Here is a 22,610-nt window from a genome sequence, read left to right as displayed (position 1 = left end):
AATTTAATTAATTAATTTCAGAAGACTTAGCCTGCGGCAAATTATCGGGTGAAGTCAAATCAAAAGCAGGGCCGTTTTTTTTGTGATCGTAATAAACATTAGAGCCAGAAAGGACTAATGGAATAGACTTAAATAAAATATAAATATCAAGCAAGAAATTTTTCTTTTGTACATAGAGCAAATCATAATGAATTCTCTTTGACCAAGGGATTGAGGCTCTACCCTTAATTGTAGCGTAACCGACGAGACCCGGTCGAACTAAAAAACGATTCTTTTGTATCTGGCTTAAATAAGGCAATTGTTCAGGAAGCATCGCTCGAGGACCCACAAGGTTAATATCAAACTTAATTAGATTGATAATCTGGGGGATCTCATCAAGACTTGATTTTCTAAGAAATGAGCCTAATTTAGTCAAACGATTGTCGTTCTCGGAAACTGCAAGACCATCCTTGATAATATGAGAGTTAATGCGCATAGACCTAAATTTATAAAGGTAAAATCTCGTTTGGTTGATGCCCACTCTTTCTTGCTTAAAAATTACTGGACTTCCATCAATTAAGAAGACAAGGATATAAACCACCAGATAGAGTGGGGAGGCAAGAACAAAGACCAAGGAGTAAATTAAAAAAACGAGTAGCTTAGTCATAGAAAGGGAAAGTCAAATAGAAAATATGTGAAAGAAGAAAGTTTTTGAGCTCAGAGATTAAATTATAACTCAACATGCAAGTGAAATCTATTTTGAGGGCCAACTAAGATGTGTTTCATGAAGTATGATATCAGCATTTTTCGGTGTGAATTTCTGCGATGTAAAAAAAGCATTATTTCGTTTACCATCAAGTATGAAGTGATTGTTTGACAACTGTTGTAAAAGAAGAGCAATTGCAACTGCACATTCTGAATCTGGCTGGATTGAGAAGCCACAATCATTCTCTGTAACTAGAATAGAAAGAGCTGCTTTTTCGTCTGATATTGATAATATCGGCAGTGAAAATGACAATGCTGTAAATGTTTTGCTTGGTAGAGATGCTTGTGCAAGAGCAGCATCTAAGGCGACAACTGACATGTCTGAAATTGATAACAACGAATAGAAGTCATCATCAACAAGGCGGTCGAGAAAGAAAATTTTCTTATCGAGTAAGTCTAACTCACGCGCATAATTGAATAGCTTCGTTTTCTTTAAACCATCACCTACGATGAGGAAGATAAAATCATTAAAAGACTGGGAAGCTTCACAGATATAAAAGGCTTCAATAACGGGCTCCAAAGGATGAGTCAAACCAATATTTCCAGTATAAACAATGATTCTATTATCCATTGATATATTAAACCTTTTTCGTATCTCATTATCCTTATTGTTGGAATGAGAATCAATTGAGTGAGGCGACCACGGTGGGACTACATATAGACTACAATTGCTTTGATTGTTAATATAATTACTAACCCCTACTTTCATTTGACCAGACAATGTGTATATTGCGAAGGCTTTTGAGAAGCATTTACGGTTAAATGATGCCCATATTTTAACAAAAAGTGAATGTATATATTGCAAACCCCGAGGGAAGTTTAGTGAATGCAGAACATCGGGGTATAGATCATATATTAGCAAAGAATATGGCTTTCGGCTAAATAAACAAAGTAAGGGGACTAGTGGTGGATTAGTAGAAGCAAATATTAGATCATATTTACGTGAGTTAAGCAGAAGGTAGATTGTGAATTGTAGGGAATAAATAAACCATGAATATAGCCTCGACATAAGAGATTTTTTTACAAATCTAGCGCCAATAAATACATCTACTTCATATCTCTCGCGAAGTGAAGAGATAACAGTTTCAAAAAGAGGGCCAATAGCCTGGTTTGAAACCAAAATCCTTTTTGTAAAAGAACTTTGATTATTCACTGTTGAGCTACACATGCCAAAGAAAGAATGCAATAAGGCTTAGCACAAAGCTTTGCTATCAACTTAAGTGATCGGCTGTGTAATAATTTATAGGCTGCGCCAATATTGCCATGCCTAAAAAATGCTTGATTCGCTAAATTAACATTAACAGAGCGCTCAGCCGTGCGCAATTTATTAATATTAGTAGAAGCAATTGAATTATTTAAAAATACTGACCTTACAGGTAGGCCCGCAAATTGCAAGACGCTTTCTATAGTTTGATAAGTATTCAACTTCAGGAATTTAAACTCAATTAGAAAGACATTATTTGGTATTGTGTTTAAAGCATGACAGGCACTCAAAAGATGAGAGCGAACAACTCTAGACGAATATGCTGCAAAAACAGTTTGACCCAAAAAACGCAGTATTTTGTTGCGATTTTTGAGTTTTGAGTAAGAATAATATGACTCTATCATGTCGACAGGGTCCCTGTAAGAGTATATAAATTTAATATTTTTATTTCGAGAGGGATTTAGGATCAGAGAGAGTAATGAAAGGTTAAGATGAGATTTGAAAAATATTTTTCCTTCAAAATTAATTATATCGTCTTTAGCAATAAATTTTTCTTCTATGTCTGGGAAAAGACGATTAACTTGCCTGATTTTTTGCAAAGTTGATGAGGAATCGCGCAATTGAAGCTGGGATAAGTAATCACAGATAAGAATTCGAAACCAAGTGCTACCACTTCGTGGATAAGAAGACAATATAAATACCTCATGCTCTTGTGCTAGTGATTTTAAAAGTTGCAAGTTTTTGATATTCTGCGGCTTAAAGCACCTAGGCAAAAAGATATACAAAATCTCGGCTATTAAAAGGGTAAAGGATCTAATCATATTAAGACAATAGAGAATCAAAGAGTTTGATGTATGACTGTAAATTGCGAGAGAAAGAAAATTCTTTGTATTTTAATAGAGAGTTAGCCCCCATTTTTTGGAGCAATGAGGGATTTGTTGTAAATTGTAATAGCTTATGAACAATCGATGAGGTATTATGAGGCTCAACGAAAAAACCATTGTGGTTTTCATCAATAATATCAACCATTCCTTTCCATGGTGTACCAACAATTGGCATACCATAGGCCATGGCTTCTATTGCTGATATGGGCAAACCTTCATTCAGATAATAAGTCGGTAAGCAATAAATATCTGATGATGACAGAAAATTTAACTTCTGGGTGCTATCAATATGACCATAAAATTTGATGGAATCCATAGAGTCGATATTTTTTATAAACTTTTGAATTGAGTCATATGTCTTGCATCTGTGTATTCCGTGAAGATTCACAAGATGATTGCTAAATTTTGGCAAGCTGAATGTACTTGAAAAAGATCCGCAAATGTGTAGATTAAATACGACATTTAATTTATAGCTATAATTTAAGGTGATCACAGAGTCAACTAATTCAAGATATCCTTTTTCATGCATTAAATTTGAGAGAAAAAGAAGATTTAAATTTTTTCTAGGGGAAATAGAGAGATAATCATATCTGCATAATTGCTTATTGATTAAATCAAACTCTTGTGAAGGGGGTGAATTTTGTATAATATGAAGCTTAGAATGTTTCATAAAATTATAATCAGACACAAATGTCGCGGATATAATTATTTTTGCGTCAAGAAGATTAAGTAAATTATGGAAAATTTTTCTTTGAAGCTTATTTTTAAGGCCTAAAGTAAAATATGAACCGCCATGATAAACAGCGACAGACTTTTTCATGAATAATTTCGAAAGCAAAACTATAGGCAAATCGCGTGCTAAGAAAAACAAGAGATTTCTAGATAAACAAATATAGATGAGGTCATAGAAAGGTATCAGCACAACTGCAGCAAAAACCGTATAAATTGTGTCAAGAAATCGTATAGTACTAGCAAGTATATTAATATGAGATTTGAAGGCGAAAGAGAATTTCGCATAATTAATCTTTTTTACTTTAAATTGTGTATTCTCTAATTGAGTGAATAAGCTGGAAAAAGCTTCAGCCGCTCCGCTAGTAAAATCACTAGTGGGCAATGTTCCAAACCCTAGAATTGATTTTTTCTCAGTAGCATTTATGTTTTTATTCATCCTGCAAAACCAAAACCATTTTGAATTATTCTATCGAAGTAAATTACTGAACTTGGAAGCGTATACAGCCATAAGATACTGAATAAGCATAATGTCAATTTCTTTAAAGCAAAATTAGATTTGGAAGAATTAGAGATGAATATTAACATTGAGAGGTAGAAGCATAATATGTTTACTCTGGATAAGCCTATTAACAGGCTAACTGCAATCATTGAAGATACAAGTATAATAAAGGATAAAAATGTATTCAAGTTTAACTTAAGGCGTGAATTTGATACATTACTTGAAAGCATAAAAAGTATTGCAAAGAAAAAGATCTGTGCGGTACTATAAATTGTGAATGGGTCTCTAAATAAGTATACAGCAATTTTTTTATCAAATATTCCAAGGAAAAAAGGTATGGTCATAATAAACAAAAGCAAACATGGAAGAATAGAAGATAGTTTAATTTTTAAGCTTAATAACCTTACAAGGTTTCTAATTGTTCCAGTAATCTTACTACCTATATTTGTAATATTTAGGTGCGGATTAGGGGCTTTTTGCTTCGATTGTAATGCATAATATGGAATAATAACCAATATGCTTGATGCCTGAATCATAAATGAACTAACAACAAAATAGTTTCCAATCAAATTAAAATATTTGCGTGTAGATTTTCTTAGCAGATGGCCCAGAAAAATAGAAATTATAGCCAATTTTAGTCTATCAATATTGGTAAATAATACATAAAAGTAAAAGGAAGATGAGGTAATGAGGGTAAAAATAATAGAATTGACTTTATTTTCTTTATCAACTAAATTATAGACGATTAAGAGAAATACAAAGATAGAAGCAGAACTGTAAAAGAAAAAGTTATAGTTAAAAAGTCTAGAGAATATGTAAATATAAAATGCATACAATGGCTCATACAATGTGTCATATTGATTCATATTTACATAGAAGTTAACAATATTTTTTGAGTTGAAGGATATTGACTCAAAAACATATCTGTATTTAGATAGATCTCCATATGTTTGAAGATTTCCCCAATACGAGACTAAAATGCTATAAGCAACTGTTAGAATAACTATCAGATATCTAATCATAATGTCAGACTATGATTTATAGAGTCAAAAACATTCTTGTAGGATGCATCCCAAGTGTGATATTTTTCATAATAACCTTTATTTTTAGCGTGTCTATTGGTGTTAGTGGAAAGCCATTCTCTAATTAAACGTAGATCTATTGGATTGTCATTGGCTTCTACAACCTGTATATTTTCGATTAACTTATAACAATCTAATTTACTACTTGTGATAATTGGGATACCACAAGATGCATAAAATGGAAACTTTAGCGATGAATTATAATAATCATGAACTCTATGACGACCTAATGCATCAATACAACAATGATATGAATTTACTTCGTTCCTCAAATTAATTTCTGATATCACCGGATTCACTTCAAAGAGAGTTAAATCTATAAGGTTTCTATATTCCATCATTAAATCCTCACAATAATTATTAAAAGTTGTATATAGACTTATTTTGGTGGGGCAACGTCCAAACATTTTTAATTCGTTATTAATAGAATTAAGAATACGATCAAGACCGTGAATATTTGATACATTCGCAAAACAGACTAGTCGGAGGATTTCAGAAGAATTTATGTCATAATTACAATTATGATATTTGAAGGGATATACTGATCCATTTCTAGCTGGTATCAGCTTTGAACTATTTTTTAAAGCAGTAGGGACTCCTATCGCAACAATAAAATCGGCAAATATAAACATTATTAAATGATTTATAAATTTCAGGAAGCTGTTTTTAATAGCGTGTCTATTAAAATACTCAACAGTGGGGAACTCTACATATATTTTGGCATTTGGAGTTATTGTCTTTGCAAAAAAAAGGAAGAAAATATTTAGAATTATATTGCCAATTCTATAATAAACCACTTTAGATTTGGAATGTGTTATTAGGGTATTATAGAGAATAGAAAGACGTTTAGGTATTTTGCCAGGCAAGTCAATAAAATATAAATCTGACTTTGTCTCTAGAATGGATCTCAATGCCTTATATTTAGATGAAAGATTTTTAGCAGATGAGGCTTGGAATGGAAGAATAAATAAGATATCTGAAATCATCGCAAATCATTTAAATATTGGTCTATTGTCTCAAAGGTTTGATTCCACATATCAAGAGACAGTTGTCGTAATCTTGATGATTCGTACTCTAATTTTTTAGATATAAGCTCAGCAGATTCTTTGGAAATAAGTTGATCTAATGCTGAATAAAGTTCTTTGTCGGAGACTTGTGTACTTAGCAATCCTTGTGGATAAGAATAGTCATCGAACAAACAAACATATTTATGGCTCCAACCTGTTGCCAGGGTGGGTACATTTGAAGAGAGAGCGCTTACGATTCCATGGAAACGACTAGAAATTACAAGATTTGAATTAGCTATTATCCCTTTTATAGAAAGTGGATCATCAAGTTGAATTATAGGGAGATTCACAAGCCGACTGGTAGATATGATTTTTTTTGCAAGCAATAAATCAGGTTCACCTTCATGAATTAGGAAAAAGGGTGAACGGCCACATGCAAGCAAATACTTAACGATTTTTGAAATTAATTTTATGTATATATCTTTGTCTTCATTTGTTTTATCACACATTCTTTTATTGGGAATAATGCAGACATCTAAAGAAATTGGATCTATATCCATAGGCAATTTCCCTTTTAGCAAGTTAGTAAAGTCAGGCATTTGAACAATATTTGCCTTTTTAGCTTGAAGATCAATTAAATTTGCGTATGAAACACTGTCTCGTGCAAAAACAAGATCGACTTTTTCCAATATCTGCCTCATGATATTTCGATGTCTTTTATCGTGAAAAGGACCAAATGCTTGAGGAAGTAGGACATAGCAACTCTTGTTTTTTTTGGCTTCATTAACTGACTTATATAGCTCCAGTGTTTCTTTAATTCCCCATTGTGAACTATAAGCGAAGCCTGCAGAGTCAATTATCACATCTACCTCAGAAGCAAGGATGATTCCAAATTTTTTAAGTAATTGATATGGTAAAAGCTCAAATAGATAATTAAAGCTTAGTCCAGACTTGTATAATTCACCTTTCGGCAAAATTCCTAGTTTACTAACCTTAGAATAGGGAAAATGTCCACCTTCATGAGTTGTTAAACAAGTAATTTTGGATAGAGGGTACTTATTTTTGAGCTGATTTATAATTGACAAGAGCATTAATTCTGCCCCTTTGTTTACAAATCCAGCTTTACGGATTTCGATAATTAAGTCCTGTTTCATTGAATTTCGGTAAAAAGGTCGTTGTTTTGTTTTTTTTGTGATGTAGGTATTTGTATTTTATCGTCAGCGAAGCCAACACCTATTAACATAATAACTCGCTCACTACTTTTTAAATCAATAACTTTAGAAATTTTCTTGTCTTCACGACCGACATCCGGCCAATTAAAGGTACAAGTCGACAACCCTAGTGTCTTACACGACAACATGAATTGCATTGCAGCCAAAGATGAATCAATATATATTAAATGTCTATCTTTCTCTAATTCAAAATAATCTAAATTCCCAATTACCACAACTAGCGCAGGGACTTGGTGGGCAAAACCCGCAGTACCACCAGTGCAATCTAAAATACTTTTCGTGAATTTAGAACTACGACTAATTATAAATCGATAAGGTTGCCTATTACAAGCCGAGGGTGATGTAGACGCAGTATTTAAGGCCTTTCGAATATACTCGATTGGAGGCTGTTGGTCAGTAAACCATCTCACTGATGCTCTAGAGTGACAAAGATTTTGAAATTCACTAAAAGTTGGAAGCGGGCTTAGTGAAAGTTTAGATTTGGAAATATAATCTTTAGTGGCATTCAAAGTATGTTTTTCTTTTATGACGGATACAAATTTATTTTTAGTCATCAATAGGTCATGATTTAGCTCACATATATCAAAATAGTTAGACAAGACATGAGAGCTCCATAGATATTCTTGATCTGATTTAACATCAAAGTGATCATAGTTTAAAAACATCTCTACAGTTTCTTTTATATAGGAAGTGGCAAATTTTTTTCGCCTATTTTTCATATACATGCCTTTTTCAAGTCGATGGATATTTCGCCTTAGCAGTGAGTTTGAGTTTTTTGATTTTATATTAATTAAATATTTAAGTCGGCCTTTTAACACGCGAAAATTTTCTTCTTCAAACCTAGGAGAAAAAACAAAGTAGATTCGAGATAAGAATCTTGAACTACTAAATATAACCAATAGGTAGAAATTTAAATGTTTCTTCAATTTTTTAAAAACGCTCACCTCATGCCCTCACATATTTGCGATTTATAATTATAGCACTTAATAGAATGGACCTGAGCTCCTTGCTAACAGGTAGGACTATGAAGACAAGATAGCTGGCTATTAAATGAGAAGCAGTGGTAGCAAATGCGGCTCCGTAAGCACCATATTTTGGAATAAGTATAGAATTAAGAATGATATTAGCAATTGCACCAAATGCCTGACTTAAAGTGGAAATTTTTATTAAATTGTTTATAATTAACCACTTTGATATACCAGCTCTTATTGCTATAAATATGCAAGATATAGATAACAAGCTAGTGAGACTTAGTACCTCTGAAAAATTAGGTCCATATAAAAGAGGCGAAAAGGATGAAAAAACAATACTTACTGCAGTCATTGCCAAGCCTATATAGAGAAGCTTATTAAAAAGTTGTCTAAATAAAGCTATAAATTCTTTTTTATTGTCTCTATTAAGTGAAATAAGCATAGGATAAAAGGAGGCGACATATACAACTGGAATGAATAATGTTATCTCACTAAATTGAGCCGAAACTGTATAATTCGCAAGGGCATTAGTATTGCCAAATGAGCCCAACATAACTTGATCGACTCTATAGTAAATTGATTGAAGAAATGCTGAAAGCGCTAATGGTGCTGTTCCCCTTAAAAGTACGCGTGCTTTAATAGCGCTAAAGTTTATTTTGAAAAGACCTGATTTATTTTTGAAGTTGGATTGAGCGAGAAAGAAAAAGGATGATATTACATTTTTAAGCAATTCAGTTAAACTATAATAAATTATGTTAGAAGATTTGACTGCAAAAAGAAAGATTTTGGCAATTAGTGCAATTGTAGAACCAGTTGATCTAGCGAGAAAAATATTTGCACCTTTTAAGTTAGCATTAAACCATATTGAATATATATCAAAAGGTCTTGCTAATAAGGTTAATGAAAAAACGAAAGCAGTTATTTTTTCATGGGCTGAAAGTGCTGATAAGCTAATCAGGCCTAAGGAAATTATAAATATAAGCGAAAATATCATTACTTTAATTTTAAAAAAGATTTCCACTACTTCTTCTGACTTACTCTTAAATAAGATTATCTTTTTTATAATAAGGCTTGATATGCCTAGATTGCCAATGGAAACTGTTATAGTCAGGATAGCAGTTAAAAAACTATAAAATGCAAAGCTGTCAACTGTTAATGACCTTGCAAGCAATACTGAAGAACAAAAGGAGAAGAATATGTTAATTGATCTATCAAGTGCAAGCCAATAAGAGTGATTGCGAGAGACAAGACTCTTTGATTTGCCAGAAGAAGGGATAAATCTTTTAAGCATATATATCTTATTAGTAATTTGACCCCAAACAACAGAAATTATCACTCAAATAATTAATCAATTATAAACGCGACGATTTTTGAATAAACTGCTTCCGAAACTCAGCAACAGTACTGACAAGGCCATTTGCCAAAGAGATCCGTGATCGCCAACCCAATCGGGCCAGCCGACTCACGTCAAGCTGTTTCTTAGGGGTGCCATCAGGTTTGGATGTATCCCACCTAATTTCCCCTTTGAAACCGGTAGCCTCAGCAACAGCTTTAGCAAGCTGCGCAATTGTCATATCAATTCCTGTACCGACGTTTAAAAAAGAGGGATCCTTGGGACCAGGCACCCAATGCTCTAATGCAAAAACACATGCTTCCCCCAAATCATCCACATGCAGAAACTCCCGAAGCGGAGTGCCTGTGCCCCAGCAGGTTACCGTGGGAACCTTGGCTTCCACCGCCTCATGAAACCGACGGATCAGCGCTGGAAGTACATGGCTATTTTCGGGGTGGTAGTTATCGCCCGGACCATACAAGTTGGTAGGCATCAGGCTGATTGCATCAAAGCCATGCTGTTTACTTAGGGCTTCACATAGCTTGATGCCGGCGATCTTGGCAATCGCGTAACACTCGTTCGTGGGCTCCAATGGCCCGGTAAGCAAGGCTTCTTCTTGGATCGGTTGCTCTGCAAATTTGGGATATATACAACTACTACCAAGAAACAAAAAACGCCGCACCCCCGAACACCAGGCCGTTTCGATCACATTGGTTTGGATCTTTAGGTTCTCCAGCAGAAAGTCGGTCGGGTATGTGTTGTTAGCGTGAATACCACCTACCTTCGCTGCGGCAAGAACTACCACGGTAGGCTGGTTCTCAGCGAACCAGCGTTGGAGAGCTAATTGATCGATCAAGTCAAGCTCTTGTCGGCTAGGTCTCAACTGCTGCCGGTAACCTGCGTGCTCCAAAGCCCGGCTGATGGCGCTGCCGGCCATACCCCGGGCGCCGAAAATCGCAAAACAATCATCAGGATTGATCAACGTCATTCCCGCGCCCCCACCACAGCAAAACCCTTGCGCTTAAGAAACGCCTCTTTATTGGCCTCCTCAACATCGGTAGCCACCATCTCAGCAACAAGTTCTTCAAGGGTGGTTGTCGGGGTCCAGCCCAACTTGTCCTTAGCTTTACTCGGGTCACCTAACAGAGTCTCCACCTCCGCCGGGCGGAAATAACGCGGATCGATGCGCACCACCACAGCACCGGTGTCACCACGGCGGCCCACTTCAGCAATACCTTCGCCGTCCCACAACACATTATTCCAGCTCAGCTGCTGCGCCGTGAGCTCGATGAAGCGGCGGACGCTCTCCTGGCGGCCGGTGGCAATCACGAAATCCTCAGGCTGCTCCTGCTGCAGCATCAGCCACTGCATCTCCACGTAATCCCGGGCATGGCCCCAGTCGCGAAGTGAATCGAGATTGCCCATGTAAAGGCACTCGTCGAGCCCGGCATCCACCCGCGCCAGACCGCGCGTGATCTTGCGCGTCACAAACGTTTCCCCTCGGCGCGGGCTCTCGTGGTTGAACAACACCCCGTTACAGGCGTACATCCCATAGCTCTCGCGGTAGTTCACCGTGATCCAGTAGGCATAGAGCTTGGCCACCCCGTAGGGGCTGCGCGGATAGAAAGGCGTGCTCTCTTTCTGTGGAATCTCCTGCACCAGGCCGTAGAGCTCACTGGTGCTGGCCTGGTAGATCCGCGTTTTTTCGGTGAGTCCCAGAATCCGTACGGCCTCCAGGATTCTCAGCGTGCCCAGCGCATCACTGTTGGCGGTGTATTCCGGGCTCTCAAAACTAACCGCCACATGACTTTGAGCGCCGAGATTGTAAATCTCATCGGGCTGCACCTGCTGGATGATCCGGATCAGGTTGGTGCTGTCGGTGAGGTCGCCGTAGTGGAGCACCAGTCGCGGATCACTTTCGTGGGGGTCTTGATAAAGATGATCGATCCGGCTGGTGTTGAAGCTGCTCGCGCGCCGCTTGATCCCATGCACCTGATAGCCCTTCTCCAGCAGCAGCTCCGCCAGGTAACTGCCGTCCTGGCCTGTGATGCCGGTGATCAGGGCGATTTTGGGCAGGGGTGTGGGCATGGGGGTGATGAGGAATTGGTGTGGATGTAATTGAGGGGTTCAGGCTTAAGCCTGTAGGAGGTTCAAAACAGCTTCAGATCATCACGCGAAAGCTTCATCTGGCAAAGGGGACTTTTCAGCAATAAATGGCAACCGTTTCATCTTGAAGCCACCCAGACATGGACACACCAGGACTGCTGAAACAACAGTGGACGGGAGCGGAGCTCAACCGCCTCAACCGCAGAGGAAGGGCGAAGTTTGCCATGGATCGGATCCATCGCCACCCGCAAGGAAAAAACCAGTGCGCCCCAAGGCGCCACAGAGAGAGAATGACACGACTACGTATTGAAATAGGCACGAAATCGTGCCATAATTTTGACATGAAAAGTCTTAGCCCTTAGCGCAGTTCAACCATCACAAGTCTGGGAACTGCAGCAAGCGCAAGCAATCAGGCGAACTTGCAATGACTGGACACGCTGAAAGCAAGCATCACCCGTAAGCATGAGACCCCCGTTGCAGGCAACAAGGCGCCTACAGAGCATCAGGCGACCGCAGCCCATGGTTCGCGCGCCACTGAATGGCCAGTTCAACAACAAAGGCTCTGAGCTCCACAATCTGCGTATCAGGATGGGCAAACAAGGCTTTGAAATGGTACAAACTGGCCTGACCGCCACGCCGCATCGGCGCAACACGACACTGCAGAGGCTGAGACGACAGAAGTCCAGCGTTAGAGCAGGTTCCTCGATAGCAAGCTGCTGCAGCGTTGCCTGAACGGAGGTGACCCGTGGGATCTCAGCCTTGCTGCGCAGGGTGCTGGATGGCTGCAGAGCCAGGACCGCTGCAGCGCCGATGCTTCATTAACGGGAAGTCGTGATGCCTGCAACTGCAGCTGGCGGTGGTTCAGCTGTTGGAGGACAGCCAGGCGGTGGGGGAGCCGATTCCGCTGTATGGCGATGATCACGTGGAGGCGCCAGCTACTGCGTGAGAGGCAGCGGGGAACGCAAGAACCACCAAGTGATGGAGTCGGTCTACACCCTGATTGATCAATTGCGTCCCCAGGGCGCTCCGCACGCGCGCCTGATCACCATGTTGGGCGACCGCCCCTGCCACACGTTTGAAAAGGGTCTGGAGTCCACTGTGCGGTGGTTTCTCAACAACCTTGGCTGGTGCCAAGCAGTCCAACGCAGCAGCCAACCCAGGGCCTGACCACCCACGCTAAGGCCTGTCGCATCGATCCCATAACCTCGCCCCTATGAATCAGCGCAGTCGATTTCTCCAGCGTTCTGCCCGGGTCCCAGCCATGGCTCTGATTGCGCTGTCGGGAAGTTGGCCAGCAGGGCTCGCGCAAACTCAGCTGCCAGAACAGGAAACGCTTCAGGTCACCGAAACCGTCACGATCACCGCTCCGGCACCTGAAGGAGCGGCAAGACCGATCCCCAACGCCCCGATCCAAGACGCCTACATCCTCGGTCCAGGCGATGCCGTTGTGGTAGAGCTGCTGGATATTCCGGAATATTCCGGAGTTTTTACCATCGGCCCCGACGGTACCCTCTATTTGCCGCGGCTGCGCTCCCTTGTCGTGGAGGGACTCACCGTAGAAGAGCTGCGTTACTTCCTCACCCGGCAATTCAGCGCCTACGTGCGCGACCCCCAGGTGTTCGTGAGCCCGGCCGCCTACCGGCCGATCCGCGTCTACATCGGTGGTGAAGTGGCCCGGCCTGGGTATTACTACCTCTCGGGGAAACAGGGGGTCGTGGGTCTGGAAGAAGCCACAACTTCCACCAACCCTGGCGCCACCAATCTCGCCACAGGGCAAGTGGGAGTTGCTGGGCGGGCAACCACTGCGGGCATCACCAGCAACCCGGCCAACCAAATTGGGCCGCGCATTCTTGGCGTGCAGGTGAATGAAGCCCTGCGCCTGCCCACCGTCTTCGATGCCCTGCGCACCGCCGGTGGCGTCACCCCCTTCTCCAAGCTCAGTGAGGTGTCGGTCACTCGCAAGCGCCCCCTAAGCAGCGGCGGCGGCAAGATGCGCACAAAGCTCAATTTTCTGACCTTAATCACAGAGGGCAACGAGTCGCAAAACATCCGCCTCTTTGATGGCGACACGGTGGTGGTCGCACGATCTCCTGTGGAATTGCGTGAGCAAATCATCAAGGCTGGTCAAACCAATCTCAGCCCTGATTTCGTCCAGGTGTTCGTGACCGGTCGAGTTCGCGCCCCCGGTTCCAAAGTTCTTCCCCAGGGGGCCTCTCTCGATCAAGCCCTCGCGTCCGCTGGCGGTCAGAAGCTGATCCGTGGGCAGGTGGAGTTCATCCGGTTCAACCGCGATGGAACAACCGACCAACGCAAATTCTTCGTGGGTGGTGCTAACCCTGCCGGGTCCTACAAAAATCCAATTTTGATGGCCGGTGATGTGGTGCGCGTCAACGATTCGCCCCTCTCCGCCACCGTCACCGTGCTCAACGAACTCACGGGCCCTGCCGTTGGCGTTTATTCGGTGTACAGCCTGTTCCGCGACTTCCAGTGATGACCACCGCCCCCGCCGAGCAGCCCCTGGCCGCCTCCCCAGCTAGAGACGACGAAATCGATCTACGCCAAGTGGCTGGTGCCCTGGGGCGCCGCTGGCAATGGATTGCTGGTGGTGGTGCCCTCGGCCTCGTTCTCTCCGGGCTCTACCTGCTCACGGCCAAGCCTGTCTATCAAGGTGAGTTCCAAATCGTTCTCAACCAGCAGAACAACCAGTCAGGCGCGGCTGCCCTTCTCAGCCAGAACCCTGCTCTGTCGGCCCTTGCGGGTTTAGGTGGCGGCGGTGCCAATGATTCGATCGCCACCGAGGTGCAGATCCTCAACAGCCCCTCGGTGCTGCGCCCCGTCTTCGATGCCGTAAAGGCACGCAAGCCGCCTGAAGCGGCAAAAGGCATGCGCTTTCAAGACTGGGCCAAGTCAGCGATCACCGCTGAAGAAGAAAAAGGCACTTCGGTGCTCAACGTGGAATTCCGCGACACCAACGAGCAACTGGTACTGCCGATCACCAAAATGATCTCCCAGGCCTACCAGGGCTATTCCAACCGCGGCCGAGCCCGCGAGCTCAGCAATTTGATCGCCTACCTCAACGAGCAGATCAACACGATCAAGCCCCAGGCGGAGGCCAGCGCCCGCGTCGCCCTGGACTACGGCTACGCCAACGGTCTCGGCTTGCTCGATGGCCTGCCCCTCGCCGGCAATGTGTCTGGTGCTGGTGTCTCCAAAGATGGATCCACTAAAGGTGCCACGGTGGGGGGCAGCGGCGGCAGCGTTGAAGCGGCTCGCACAGGCGCGCAGCAGAAGGTGAAGGCGCTGCAGATCCAAATTGAAGAAGCCAGCAAAGCCGGAGCCGGCTCTCTCTATTTCGCCTCCCAACTCGCCTCCCTCACCGACAAGTCGTCGACCTTCGACCAACTCACGTCGGTGGAGACCCGACTGGCGGAGCTCCGCTCCCGCTTCAAAGACAACGACCCGCTGGTGCAGAAGCTGGAACGGGAGCGCAACACCCTGGTGCGCTACATCAACCAACAAACGATTGCTCTGCTCAAGGGCGAGCTCGATCTGGCCCAGGCCAACCTCCAGGCCCTCAACCGCCCCAAAGAGGTGGTGGCGCGCCACCGCGAGCTCACTCAGAAGGCCCTGCGCGATGAAGCCACGTTGGTGACCCTGCAGAACCAGCTCAAGCAATTCGAACTGGAGCAGGCCCGCGCCACCAGCCCCTGGGAGTTGATCTCCACCCCCACATTGCTCGACAAACCCGTCAGCCCCCGCAAGGGCCGCACCCTTGCTCTGGGCTTGCTCGCCGGATTGGTGCTCGGCAGCGGCGGTGCCCTGGTGAGCGATCGCCGCAGCGGCCGCGTGTTCAGCAGCGATGAACTCGGCCGTGACCTCCCCGGCCCTCTGCTGGAGCGGCTGCCCTGCCAAGACGAGATGCCGACGACCGACGCCTGGAGATCGCCGATCCAACTGCTGGCTGATGGTCCTTTGCGCAGCAACGGCTCCGTCGCGCTGATCCCCGTAGGTGAGCTCGATGCAGCGGCTTTGGAGGGCTTTACCGCTGAACTGCGTCGCGCCCTGGGCAGTGCCCGCGAGCTCGTGGTCAGCCGTGATCTGCTCGCCACCCGCAGCGCCTCCACCCAACTGCTGATCACCGCCCCTGGTGCCGCCAAGCGCGAACAGCTGCGTCAATTGCGCGAACAGCTGGCCCTCCAAGGCAGCCCCGTCGCCGGCTGGGTGTTGCTCGACACCGCGCTCGCAGCACCCGACGCAGCCTGAGGAACGCGCGATGGCTCGTCTGCTCATCACCGGCGGTGCCGGCTTCATCGGCAGTCACACCTGTGTGGTGCTGCTCGAGGCTGGCCACGAACTGCTCGTACTCGACGACTTTTCCAACAGCTCACCCGTTGCGCTCGATCGAGTGCAGGAGCTGAGCGGGCGTTCGCTGCAGGGCATTGAAGGCGATGTGCGCGATGCGGCTGTGCTAGAGCAACTGTTTGCCAATGCGGCAAGCGCCGGCGCACCGATCGAGGCGGTGATTCACTTCGCGGGCCTCAAGGCCGTGGTCGAATCGGTCGTCGATCCGCTGCACTACTGGGACGTGAATGTAAGCGGCACACGCGCTTTGCTCTCCGCCATGGAGACCCACGGTTGCCGGTCGTTGGTGTTCAGCAGCACCAGCACCGTCTACGGCGAACCCGACAGTTTTCCTCTCACTGAAACCACCCCCACCGATCCGATTCACCCCTACGCCCAAACCAAGCTGGCGGTGGAGCAAATGCTGTCGGCCCTTGCAAGCACAGGCGACTGGCGTGTGGCATCCCTGCGCTACTTCAATCCCGTAGGCGCCCATCCCTCCGGACGCATCGGCGAAGACCCCCTCGGCATCCCCAACAACCTTTTCCCCTTCATCACCCAGATCGCTGCAGGCCGGCTGGAGAAGCTGAGGGTCTTTGGCGACGACTACCCCACCCCCGATGGCACTGGCATCCGCGATTACCTGCACGTGATGGATCTGGCGGAAGCTCACGCCGCTGCCGTCGATCACCTGCTGCAGTCAGACGCCCCCCTCAGCCTGACGCTAAACCTCGGCACCGGCCAAGGCCTCAGCGTGCTGGATGTGGTGCATGGCTTTGAAGCCGCCACAGGCATCACCATCCCCTACGAAGTGGTGGAGCGCCGCCCCGGCGATGTGCCCAAACTGGAAGCCTGCCCAAAGCAAGCGGCCAACGTTCTTGGTTGGAGTGCCAAACGCTCCCTCGCCGACATGTGCCGCGACGGCTGGGCCTGGCAATCCGCCAATCCCCAGGGCTACCGGGAGGCGCCATGACTGCGTCAGAACTCCCTTCACAGTCCAAGCGCCTGTGGCTGCTAGGCGGCTTGGCTCCCCTTGCCTTTGCAGCGCCATTGCAAGGGCAGGCACAGGCACAAGTGATCTGGGAGCCCGTCACCGAAGAGCAAGCGGATCAGCTGCAGATCCTGGTGCCCGCCGTCGATGGTGGAGCGACAAACGTCCCAACCAGTCCTTTTGAATCGAACGCAACAGCACAGCCAGCTGCACCCCAACCGATCGTGTGGGAGGTGGTACCCGATCCAGAGGCTTCAGATTCCCCGACTACCAATCCATCACGATCAACCGAAGTGGTGTGGGAGCCACTGCCCAGTACCCCATCCGTCGCGGCTGATGGATCCCACAACGGCCCAGCAACCGCCATCGTCTGGGAAGTGCTACTAAACACCATTGCTCCGCTCGCGCCTGAAAACACTGACACCTTCGCTGGGATCGAAGACGTTCAGTCATCAGGCAATTCCACTGTTAGCTCAAGCGAAGAGCCACCAGCTGAGGTGATCGCCCAGGAAGAGGCCATGCCGCCACGTGTGATTCCCGGTCCGCCACCGCCACCGCCTCTTCAAGCGCTCAATCGCTCGATTGCCTTTGGTGATGGATTGGTGGGGCCTGATATTGGTTGGCGTGTCCCCAACGGATTGAGGTGGAGCCGGCGCTGGTTTGGCGATGCAACAGTGCAAGCGATTAACCGGCGCCAAAAAGGAGACGACAACTTCTTCGACTTCGGCCAAGGCGATGGCGAAGGCATCGTGCACGCGAACCTCTTACAAACCGAAAATTGGAGTGTGGGGCTCAACACCTCCTTTCGTAGTTTGCAAAGCAATCCCAACATCGCCGGTGGCAGCACCGGCATCACAGACGGTATTTCGACAGGTTTCCGCGTTGCTCGCGCGATCGGCGACACCGGTGGCATCGCCTTCGGCGCCGAACAGCTGATTCAATGGGATGACAACACTGACACCGGCCGAAACATCTATCTCATGGCCACCAAAGGCTGGTGGCTCGGCAACCAAGGCAAGGACTATCCACTGGTGATTGCGAATGGAGGCCTAGGCACAGGAGCTTTTCAATACGACAATCCCCTGCGCTTCGCTTGCATCAACAACGTCCAAAACAGACCTGAACCCAACTTCCAACGAGACACCGATCTTTGCTGGGGGCCGATCGGAACTGCAGCCTTAGTTTTCAATGAATATTTTGGTATTTTCACCGAATACAACGGCACAGCAACCACATTATCTGCGTCTCTCAATCTCACAGGGGGCATTCCAATACGCCTGACTTGGGGCTTCAGCTTTGCTGGCAGCCAGGAACTCAGAGAAGACTTTGATCAATACAGGTGGACCTTTGGTGCCAGCATCGGTTTCTAGCCAACCTCACCTTGTCTTAGTTGGCGGAGGCCACACCCACGCCCTGCTGCTCAAGCAATGGCTGATGCGGCCGCAGTCGCGACCCAAAATATTGATCACTTTGGTGAGTTCAGGCAGCAGCACGCTCTATTCAGGCTTGATTCCATCACACCTCTCAGGGCAACTCCCCCTAGCAGACACCTCCATCAATGTGCGCAGCCTTGCCGATCGAGCCGGCGTTCATTTCATCCAGGCGGATGCTGAATCCATCGATCTGAGCAGCAAAGTGCTCCAACTCAGCAATCGACCCGCGATTGCCTTTGACATCCTCAGCCTCAACTTAGGCGCTATTTCACCAAGGCAACACTTCAAAACAGCCATCCCCATCAAACCCCTCGGGCCACTACTCAGAGCGCTCAATCAACAGGATCAATCTCTCAACCGCGACCAGACAACCTTTCACGTTGTCGGCGCAGGACTGGCCGCAATTGAGGTGATGTTTGCGCTGCGGCGTCGGTGGCCAAGCCGGCCTCTTTCCTTGCACCGCGGCGATCACCAACTCGACGTGCGCATGGCCAACGCCCTCACGGCCATTGGCGTCACCCTCACTGAGGCACCAGCGCCCGATGACACCAACACCTTGCTTTGCACAGGTGCCGCAGCCCCAGGCTGGCTTCAAGCCATTGGTCTGCGCTGCGATTCACGCGGGCGCGTGCTCACCCACTCCACCCTGCAAGACCTCGATCATCCCTGGCTCTTTGCCTCGGGTGACTGCGCCTCCATTCATAACCAGCCCAGACAGGCTTCAGGGGTGTATGCCGTGCGAGCCGCACCCGTCCTTGCCTCCAATCTGAAGCGCTTCATCGAAGACAAAAAGCTCAGAACCTGGACACCCCAGAAGCGAGCCCTGCAATTGCTGGGCACCCACACTTCGAATCAGCAAGACATCGCCTGGGCCAAGGTCGGCACCACCCTGATAGGCCCCCATCCTTGGCTCTGGCGATGGAAGCAACATCTCGATCGCCGCTTCATCCAAAACTTTCAACAGCTCACCACTCCCGCCAGTGGGATGGATAGCCAAGGCGAGGCGGCAAGCGGCATGGCGTGCCGCGGCTGCGCCGCCAAGCTTGGAGCCTCCCCCCTCAAGCAAGCGCTGCAACTAGCGGGAGTCGCAGGCCTTGGCAGTGAGCCGGCTGATGCTCAAGTCATCGGCAGTAACAGCGAAAAGGCGACACTGCTCACCTCCGTGGATGGCTTTCCAGCGCTCCTCTCCGACCCATGGCTGAATGGCCGGCTGACAACGCTGCATGCCTGCTCCGACCTCTGGGCTAGTGGCGCTGAAGTGTCTGGCGCCCTGGCGCTTCTCACACTTCCGGTCACCGACCAGGCCAGCCAGATTCAGCTGATGAGTCAGACCCTGGCTGGCATTCGTTCTGCCCTCGACGAGCAAGACGCAGTGTTGCTTGGGGGCCACACCATGGAGTCGCGGCAAGCCAGCAACCAACCTGTGGGCCTCGACCTGCAGGTGAGCCTGAGCGTGATCGGAGCCACAGCCCCGCATCAACCAACCTGGCGCAAGGGTCCCATTCGCAGCGGTGACCAACTGTTGCTCAGCCGCCCCCTCGGCACAGGCGTGTTGTTTGCCGCGGCCATGCAAGGACGCTGCCCAGGGCCATGGCTGGATCAAGCCTTGGCACAACTCAGCCAAAGCCAGCATCATCGACTGATTCAGCTGCGGCAGGCGAATGCAGAAGAACCTGGCAGCATCCACGCCTGCACCGACGTCACTGGCTTTGGCCTGCTGGGCCATCTCAACGAAATGGTTGACGCCAGTGACGCCATCCAGGTGGAACTGGCCATCAGCAAGATTCCGGCTTTTGATGGGGTCCGAGAGTTGCTGGCACAGGGCATCAACAGCACCACCGCACCGTCCAACCGGCAGGCCTGGTCAAGCCTGGAGCAAACGGTCACCCTCACCACCGGGAGCCAGTCGTCAGACACCAGCGCCGACCTCACCAACCTGGAACTTCTGATCGACCCTCAAACCTGCGGCCCTCTCCTCGTGAGCTGTTCACCAGCTGCGGCCAATCTGCTGATCAACCAAGGCTGGACAGCCATTGGCACAGCCATGCAGAGATGACGGGCAACGGCAAGACATTCATTCTTGGGGTGGGCGCCCAAAAGTGCGGCACCTCCTGGTTGCACCATCAACTGCAGCAGCACCCCCTGGTTGACATGGGCTTCTGCAAGGAATACCGCGCCCTACGCGATCGACGCTGGCGGGAGCAGCTGCAACAGCAGCTTCAGCATCGATCACTTGATCGACCATCAGCCTCTGAGCAGTTTGGCCACCTGGATGATGCCGCCAAGCACCGGCTGATTCTTCACAACGAAAGAGCCTACTACCGCTATTTCCAGTGGCTGATGAATCACCATCCACAAATCAAGGCCACAGGAGATATGTCCCCCCACTACTCCAATCTCAGCCGACAGACCTTCAAGCGAGCCAAACGACACCTCAACAAGCAAGGATTTACCGTGAAGGTGATATTTCTCATGCGGGATCCTGTTGAAAGAGTGTGGTCACAGGTACGGATGCTGCGTACCAACGGAAAGATGGCCAGCGTCAACCAGTGCAGCTCAGAAGAAGAAGCCCTCGCACTGCATTACCGCCACCCGCGCTTCTCCACCAAAGGCCAATACCACCTCACTCTGCAAGCACTGCGGTCTGCATTTCCTGCAGATGCCCTCCATTGCGGCTTCTATGAATCCCTCTTTGAGCAGGCCAGCCTGATCAAGCTCAGCACGTTCCTTGATCTCGATCTCCACAGCGCCAAGACCAACGAACGGATTAACGCCTCACCAAAAACCAAGCTCATCAGCGAAGCTCTCCAGGCCGAAATCGCATCACATTATCGAGACGTTTACACGGGATGTTTACGCCACTTCGGAGAGGAGATCCTTGAACGATGGCCCAGCAGTCGCTTCATCTTCAACACCTAATCAACGAGCAGAACGCAATACCGCAAGAGGAGGCAACAGACGCGCCATCTGAAGCAACGTCACCGCTGGATAGAGAGGATAGTCATCCAACCTGGCACGCAATAAAGAGCAATAGTCCTCAAACAACTGCCGGCATTGCTCTTCCTCCCCGTCAGACAATTGCGCGCGAAGCAACCGCTCTTCTGCAGCATGATCCATCGACATCAACGGTGAAGCAGGTGTGGGCAGATACCCCTGTTGCAACATCAAATAAGCCAGCAGGCGCAGCCGAATTGGCAGCTCACCCGCACGAATCAATGGCAAAGCCAGCGCCCGGTCGGCACTCTTGGCATCATCAAAGCGATTCTGGAAAGTTTTGAGCAGACAATCGCGGAAGCTACGGCTCCAGTAATGCACCAGCACCAAGCCAAATAGGCCCACGGGCATGGAAGCAAAACGAGGATCGGCATGACCAACCTTGAAGCTGTGGTCAGACGCAATCGCCGTCATCAGCTCCGAGCGCACAATCGGCTTACCGACGTGGCCCCAATAGCCACCGCACTGATGGTCATCAGGCTGAAGCACAGGCCGCATCATCCAGGGGAGATAAAGCTGTGCAGCCTGAGGAAACACACTGAAGAGCTGCGCCACCGACACCCCAGCACGCATCTGCTGCACATATTCATCACAGTCCACAAGCATCGTGAACGGGGCTAAGGCGGCCAGAGGTGCCAGATCCAAGTGCTTCCAGGCATGACCTGGAGTGAGTTGGGAGTCCAAGCGATGCACGTGCAACGCAAGACCCGTTGGCGTCGGCAACACCTGCAGCAACGCTTCATCCGTGGCGTTTTGCACGCAAACATGCACGCGTCCTACCCCCAACTGGTGATAGTGCTCGAGAAAACTGGGCCAGTAGGGCTGCTCGACAGCGCAAAACCGGGTCAACAGCTGCACCCCGGCCAGACAGGCAGAGGCAGATGGCGTCTCGGGCCCAGATCCAGCCGCCAGATTGGAGCGCAACAGTTTGCGAGCGCCGAAACCGTTGCCTCCGTCGGCACCAATGCTGGGATCGATGGGCTGAGGATCCGTGGGAAGCAACAACCGAATCAACCGCGCCAGCACCCTCTGCACCAAACGGCGGAGACGTCTCACT

General features: G+C 47.7%; 18 protein-coding genes. 7 read left to right on the top strand and 11 right to left on the bottom strand.

Annotated features, from left to right (window positions below; translation table 11 throughout):
- Positions 1–7: 7 nt before the first annotated feature.
- From DXY10_RS04760 to gmd, 10 genes are all read right to left on the bottom strand, one after another.
- Positions 8–646 (bottom strand): sugar transferase, encoded by a 639-nt coding sequence (locus DXY10_RS04760; RefSeq protein ID WP_115016684.1) that lies wholly within the window; start codon positions 644–646, stop codon positions 8–10.
- 87 nt (positions 647–733) lie between these two features.
- Positions 734–1,453, bottom strand: coding sequence for a glycosyltransferase (locus tag DXY10_RS14460; RefSeq protein ID WP_256359471.1), 720 nt, complete (start codon positions 1,451–1,453; stop codon positions 734–736).
- A 440-nt stretch (positions 1,454–1,893) separates the two neighbouring features.
- Positions 1,894–2,769, bottom strand: coding sequence for a sulfotransferase domain-containing protein (locus DXY10_RS04750; protein ID WP_115016682.1), 876 nt, complete (start codon positions 2,767–2,769; stop codon positions 1,894–1,896).
- A gap of 1 nt (position 2,770) precedes the next feature.
- Positions 2,771–4,000, bottom strand: coding sequence for a glycosyltransferase (locus tag DXY10_RS04745; RefSeq protein WP_115016681.1), 1,230 nt, complete (start codon positions 3,998–4,000; stop codon positions 2,771–2,773).
- A 1,081-nt stretch (positions 4,001–5,081) separates the two neighbouring features.
- Positions 5,082–6,131: a hypothetical protein gene (locus tag DXY10_RS14225; RefSeq protein WP_136989063.1), complete on the bottom strand. Its 1,050-nt coding sequence runs from the start codon at positions 6,129–6,131 to the stop codon at positions 5,082–5,084.
- Positions 6,128–7,306 (bottom strand): polysaccharide pyruvyl transferase family protein, encoded by a 1,179-nt coding sequence (locus tag DXY10_RS04740; RefSeq protein WP_115016680.1) that lies wholly within the window; start codon positions 7,304–7,306, stop codon positions 6,128–6,130. Before DXY10_RS04740 ends, DXY10_RS14225 begins: the two co-directional genes overlap by 4 nt.
- Complete coding sequence (locus tag DXY10_RS04735; protein ID WP_136989061.1) at positions 7,303–8,328, bottom strand: nitroreductase family protein; 1,026 nt, start codon at positions 8,326–8,328, stop codon at positions 7,303–7,305. Before DXY10_RS04735 ends, DXY10_RS04740 begins: the two co-directional genes overlap by 4 nt.
- A 1-nt stretch (position 8,329) precedes the next feature.
- The gene (locus DXY10_RS04730; RefSeq protein WP_115016678.1) at positions 8,330–9,691 is read right to left on the bottom strand and encodes an oligosaccharide flippase family protein; all 1,362 of its coding nucleotides are present in this window, start codon (positions 9,689–9,691) and stop codon (positions 8,330–8,332) included.
- Between the two features lie 16 nt (positions 9,692–9,707).
- Positions 9,708–10,676 (bottom strand): GDP-L-fucose synthase, encoded by a 969-nt coding sequence (locus DXY10_RS04725; protein ID WP_115016676.1) that lies wholly within the window; start codon positions 10,674–10,676, stop codon positions 9,708–9,710.
- Positions 10,673–11,776 (bottom strand): GDP-mannose 4,6-dehydratase, encoded by a 1,104-nt coding sequence (gene gmd, locus DXY10_RS04720; RefSeq protein ID WP_115016674.1) that lies wholly within the window; start codon positions 11,774–11,776, stop codon positions 10,673–10,675. Before gmd ends, DXY10_RS04725 begins: the two co-directional genes overlap by 4 nt.
- Before the next feature lie 960 nt (positions 11,777–12,736).
- On the opposite strand from gmd, the gene DXY10_RS04715 reads away from it, so the two are divergent.
- The 7 genes from DXY10_RS04715 to DXY10_RS04685 all read left to right on the top strand — a co-directional run bounded on the left by DXY10_RS04715 (position 12,737) and on the right by DXY10_RS04685 (position 21,478).
- Positions 12,737–12,961 (top strand): hypothetical protein, encoded by a 225-nt coding sequence (locus DXY10_RS04715; protein WP_115016672.1) that lies wholly within the window; start codon positions 12,737–12,739, stop codon positions 12,959–12,961.
- A gap of 94 nt (positions 12,962–13,055) precedes the next feature.
- Entirely contained in the window at positions 13,056–14,285 is a 1,230-nt protein-coding gene (locus DXY10_RS04710; RefSeq protein ID WP_244281933.1) for a polysaccharide biosynthesis/export family protein, read from the top strand.
- Positions 14,285–16,057, top strand: a complete 1,773-nt coding sequence (locus DXY10_RS04705) for a Wzz/FepE/Etk N-terminal domain-containing protein (protein ID WP_244281932.1) — start codon at positions 14,285–14,287, stop codon at positions 16,055–16,057. Before DXY10_RS04710 ends, DXY10_RS04705 begins: the two co-directional genes overlap by 1 nt.
- Positions 16,058–16,067: 10 nt before the next feature.
- The gene (gene galE, locus DXY10_RS04700; protein ID WP_115016668.1) at positions 16,068–17,108 is read left to right on the top strand and encodes a UDP-glucose 4-epimerase GalE; all 1,041 of its coding nucleotides are present in this window, start codon (positions 16,068–16,070) and stop codon (positions 17,106–17,108) included.
- Positions 17,105–18,496: a hypothetical protein gene (locus tag DXY10_RS04695; RefSeq protein WP_115016666.1), complete on the top strand. Its 1,392-nt coding sequence runs from the start codon at positions 17,105–17,107 to the stop codon at positions 18,494–18,496. The genes galE and DXY10_RS04695 overlap by 4 nt, the downstream gene beginning before the upstream one ends.
- On the top strand, positions 18,477–20,615 hold the full coding sequence (gene selD / locus DXY10_RS04690; RefSeq protein ID WP_115016664.1) for a selenide, water dikinase SelD: 2,139 nt from the start codon (positions 18,477–18,479) through the stop codon (positions 20,613–20,615). The genes DXY10_RS04695 and selD overlap by 20 nt, the downstream gene beginning before the upstream one ends.
- Positions 20,612–21,478: a sulfotransferase gene (locus DXY10_RS04685; protein WP_115016662.1), complete on the top strand. Its 867-nt coding sequence runs from the start codon at positions 20,612–20,614 to the stop codon at positions 21,476–21,478. Before selD ends, DXY10_RS04685 begins: the two co-directional genes overlap by 4 nt.
- On the opposite strand, the gene DXY10_RS04680 is transcribed toward DXY10_RS04685, so the two are convergent.
- The gene (locus tag DXY10_RS04680) at positions 21,479–22,609 is read right to left on the bottom strand and encodes a hypothetical protein (RefSeq protein ID WP_136989059.1); all 1,131 of its coding nucleotides are present in this window, start codon (positions 22,607–22,609) and stop codon (positions 21,479–21,481) included.
- Between the last annotated feature and the right edge of the window lies 1 nt (position 22,610).

It is taken from the genome of Synechococcus sp. UW140 (assembly GCF_900474295.1).
In the GTDB taxonomy this organism is placed as follows: Bacteria; Cyanobacteriota; Cyanobacteriia; order PCC-6307; family Cyanobiaceae; genus Synechococcus_C.
This window is presented reverse-complemented; position numbering and strand designations above follow the sequence as displayed.

What these genes read in the sequence shown, in the direction of transcription:
- DXY10_RS04760 (WP_115016684.1), bottom strand. Translation starts at nt 646, where the DNA reads ATGACTAAGCTACTCGTTTTTTTAATTTACTCCTTGGTCTTTGTTCTT.
- DXY10_RS14460 (WP_256359471.1), bottom strand. Translation starts at nt 1,453, where the DNA reads ATGAAAGTAGGGGTTAGTAATTATATTAACAATCAAAGCAATTGTAGT.
- DXY10_RS04750 (WP_115016682.1), bottom strand. Translation starts at nt 2,769, where the DNA reads ATGATTAGATCCTTTACCCTTTTAATAGCCGAGATTTTGTATATCTTT.
- DXY10_RS04745 (WP_115016681.1), bottom strand. Translation starts at nt 4,000, where the DNA reads ATGAATAAAAACATAAATGCTACTGAGAAAAAATCAATTCTAGGGTTT.
- DXY10_RS14225 (WP_136989063.1), bottom strand. Translation starts at nt 6,131, where the DNA reads ATGATTTCAGATATCTTATTTATTCTTCCATTCCAAGCCTCATCTGCT.
- DXY10_RS04740 (WP_115016680.1), bottom strand. Translation starts at nt 7,306, where the DNA reads ATGAAACAGGACTTAATTATCGAAATCCGTAAAGCTGGATTTGTAAAC.
- DXY10_RS04725 (WP_115016676.1), bottom strand. Translation starts at nt 10,676, where the DNA reads ATGACGTTGATCAATCCTGATGATTGTTTTGCGATTTTCGGCGCCCGG.
- gmd (WP_115016674.1), bottom strand. Translation starts at nt 11,776, where the DNA reads ATGCCCACACCCCTGCCCAAAATCGCCCTGATCACCGGCATCACAGGC.
- DXY10_RS04710 (WP_244281933.1), top strand. Translation starts at nt 13,056, where the DNA reads ATGGCTCTGATTGCGCTGTCGGGAAGTTGGCCAGCAGGGCTCGCGCAA.
- DXY10_RS04705 (WP_244281932.1), top strand. Translation starts at nt 14,285, where the DNA reads ATGACCACCGCCCCCGCCGAGCAGCCCCTGGCCGCCTCCCCAGCTAGA.
- galE (WP_115016668.1), top strand. Translation starts at nt 16,068, where the DNA reads ATGGCTCGTCTGCTCATCACCGGCGGTGCCGGCTTCATCGGCAGTCAC.
- DXY10_RS04695 (WP_115016666.1), top strand. Translation starts at nt 17,105, where the DNA reads ATGACTGCGTCAGAACTCCCTTCACAGTCCAAGCGCCTGTGGCTGCTA.
- DXY10_RS04685 (WP_115016662.1), top strand. Translation starts at nt 20,612, where the DNA reads ATGACGGGCAACGGCAAGACATTCATTCTTGGGGTGGGCGCCCAAAAG.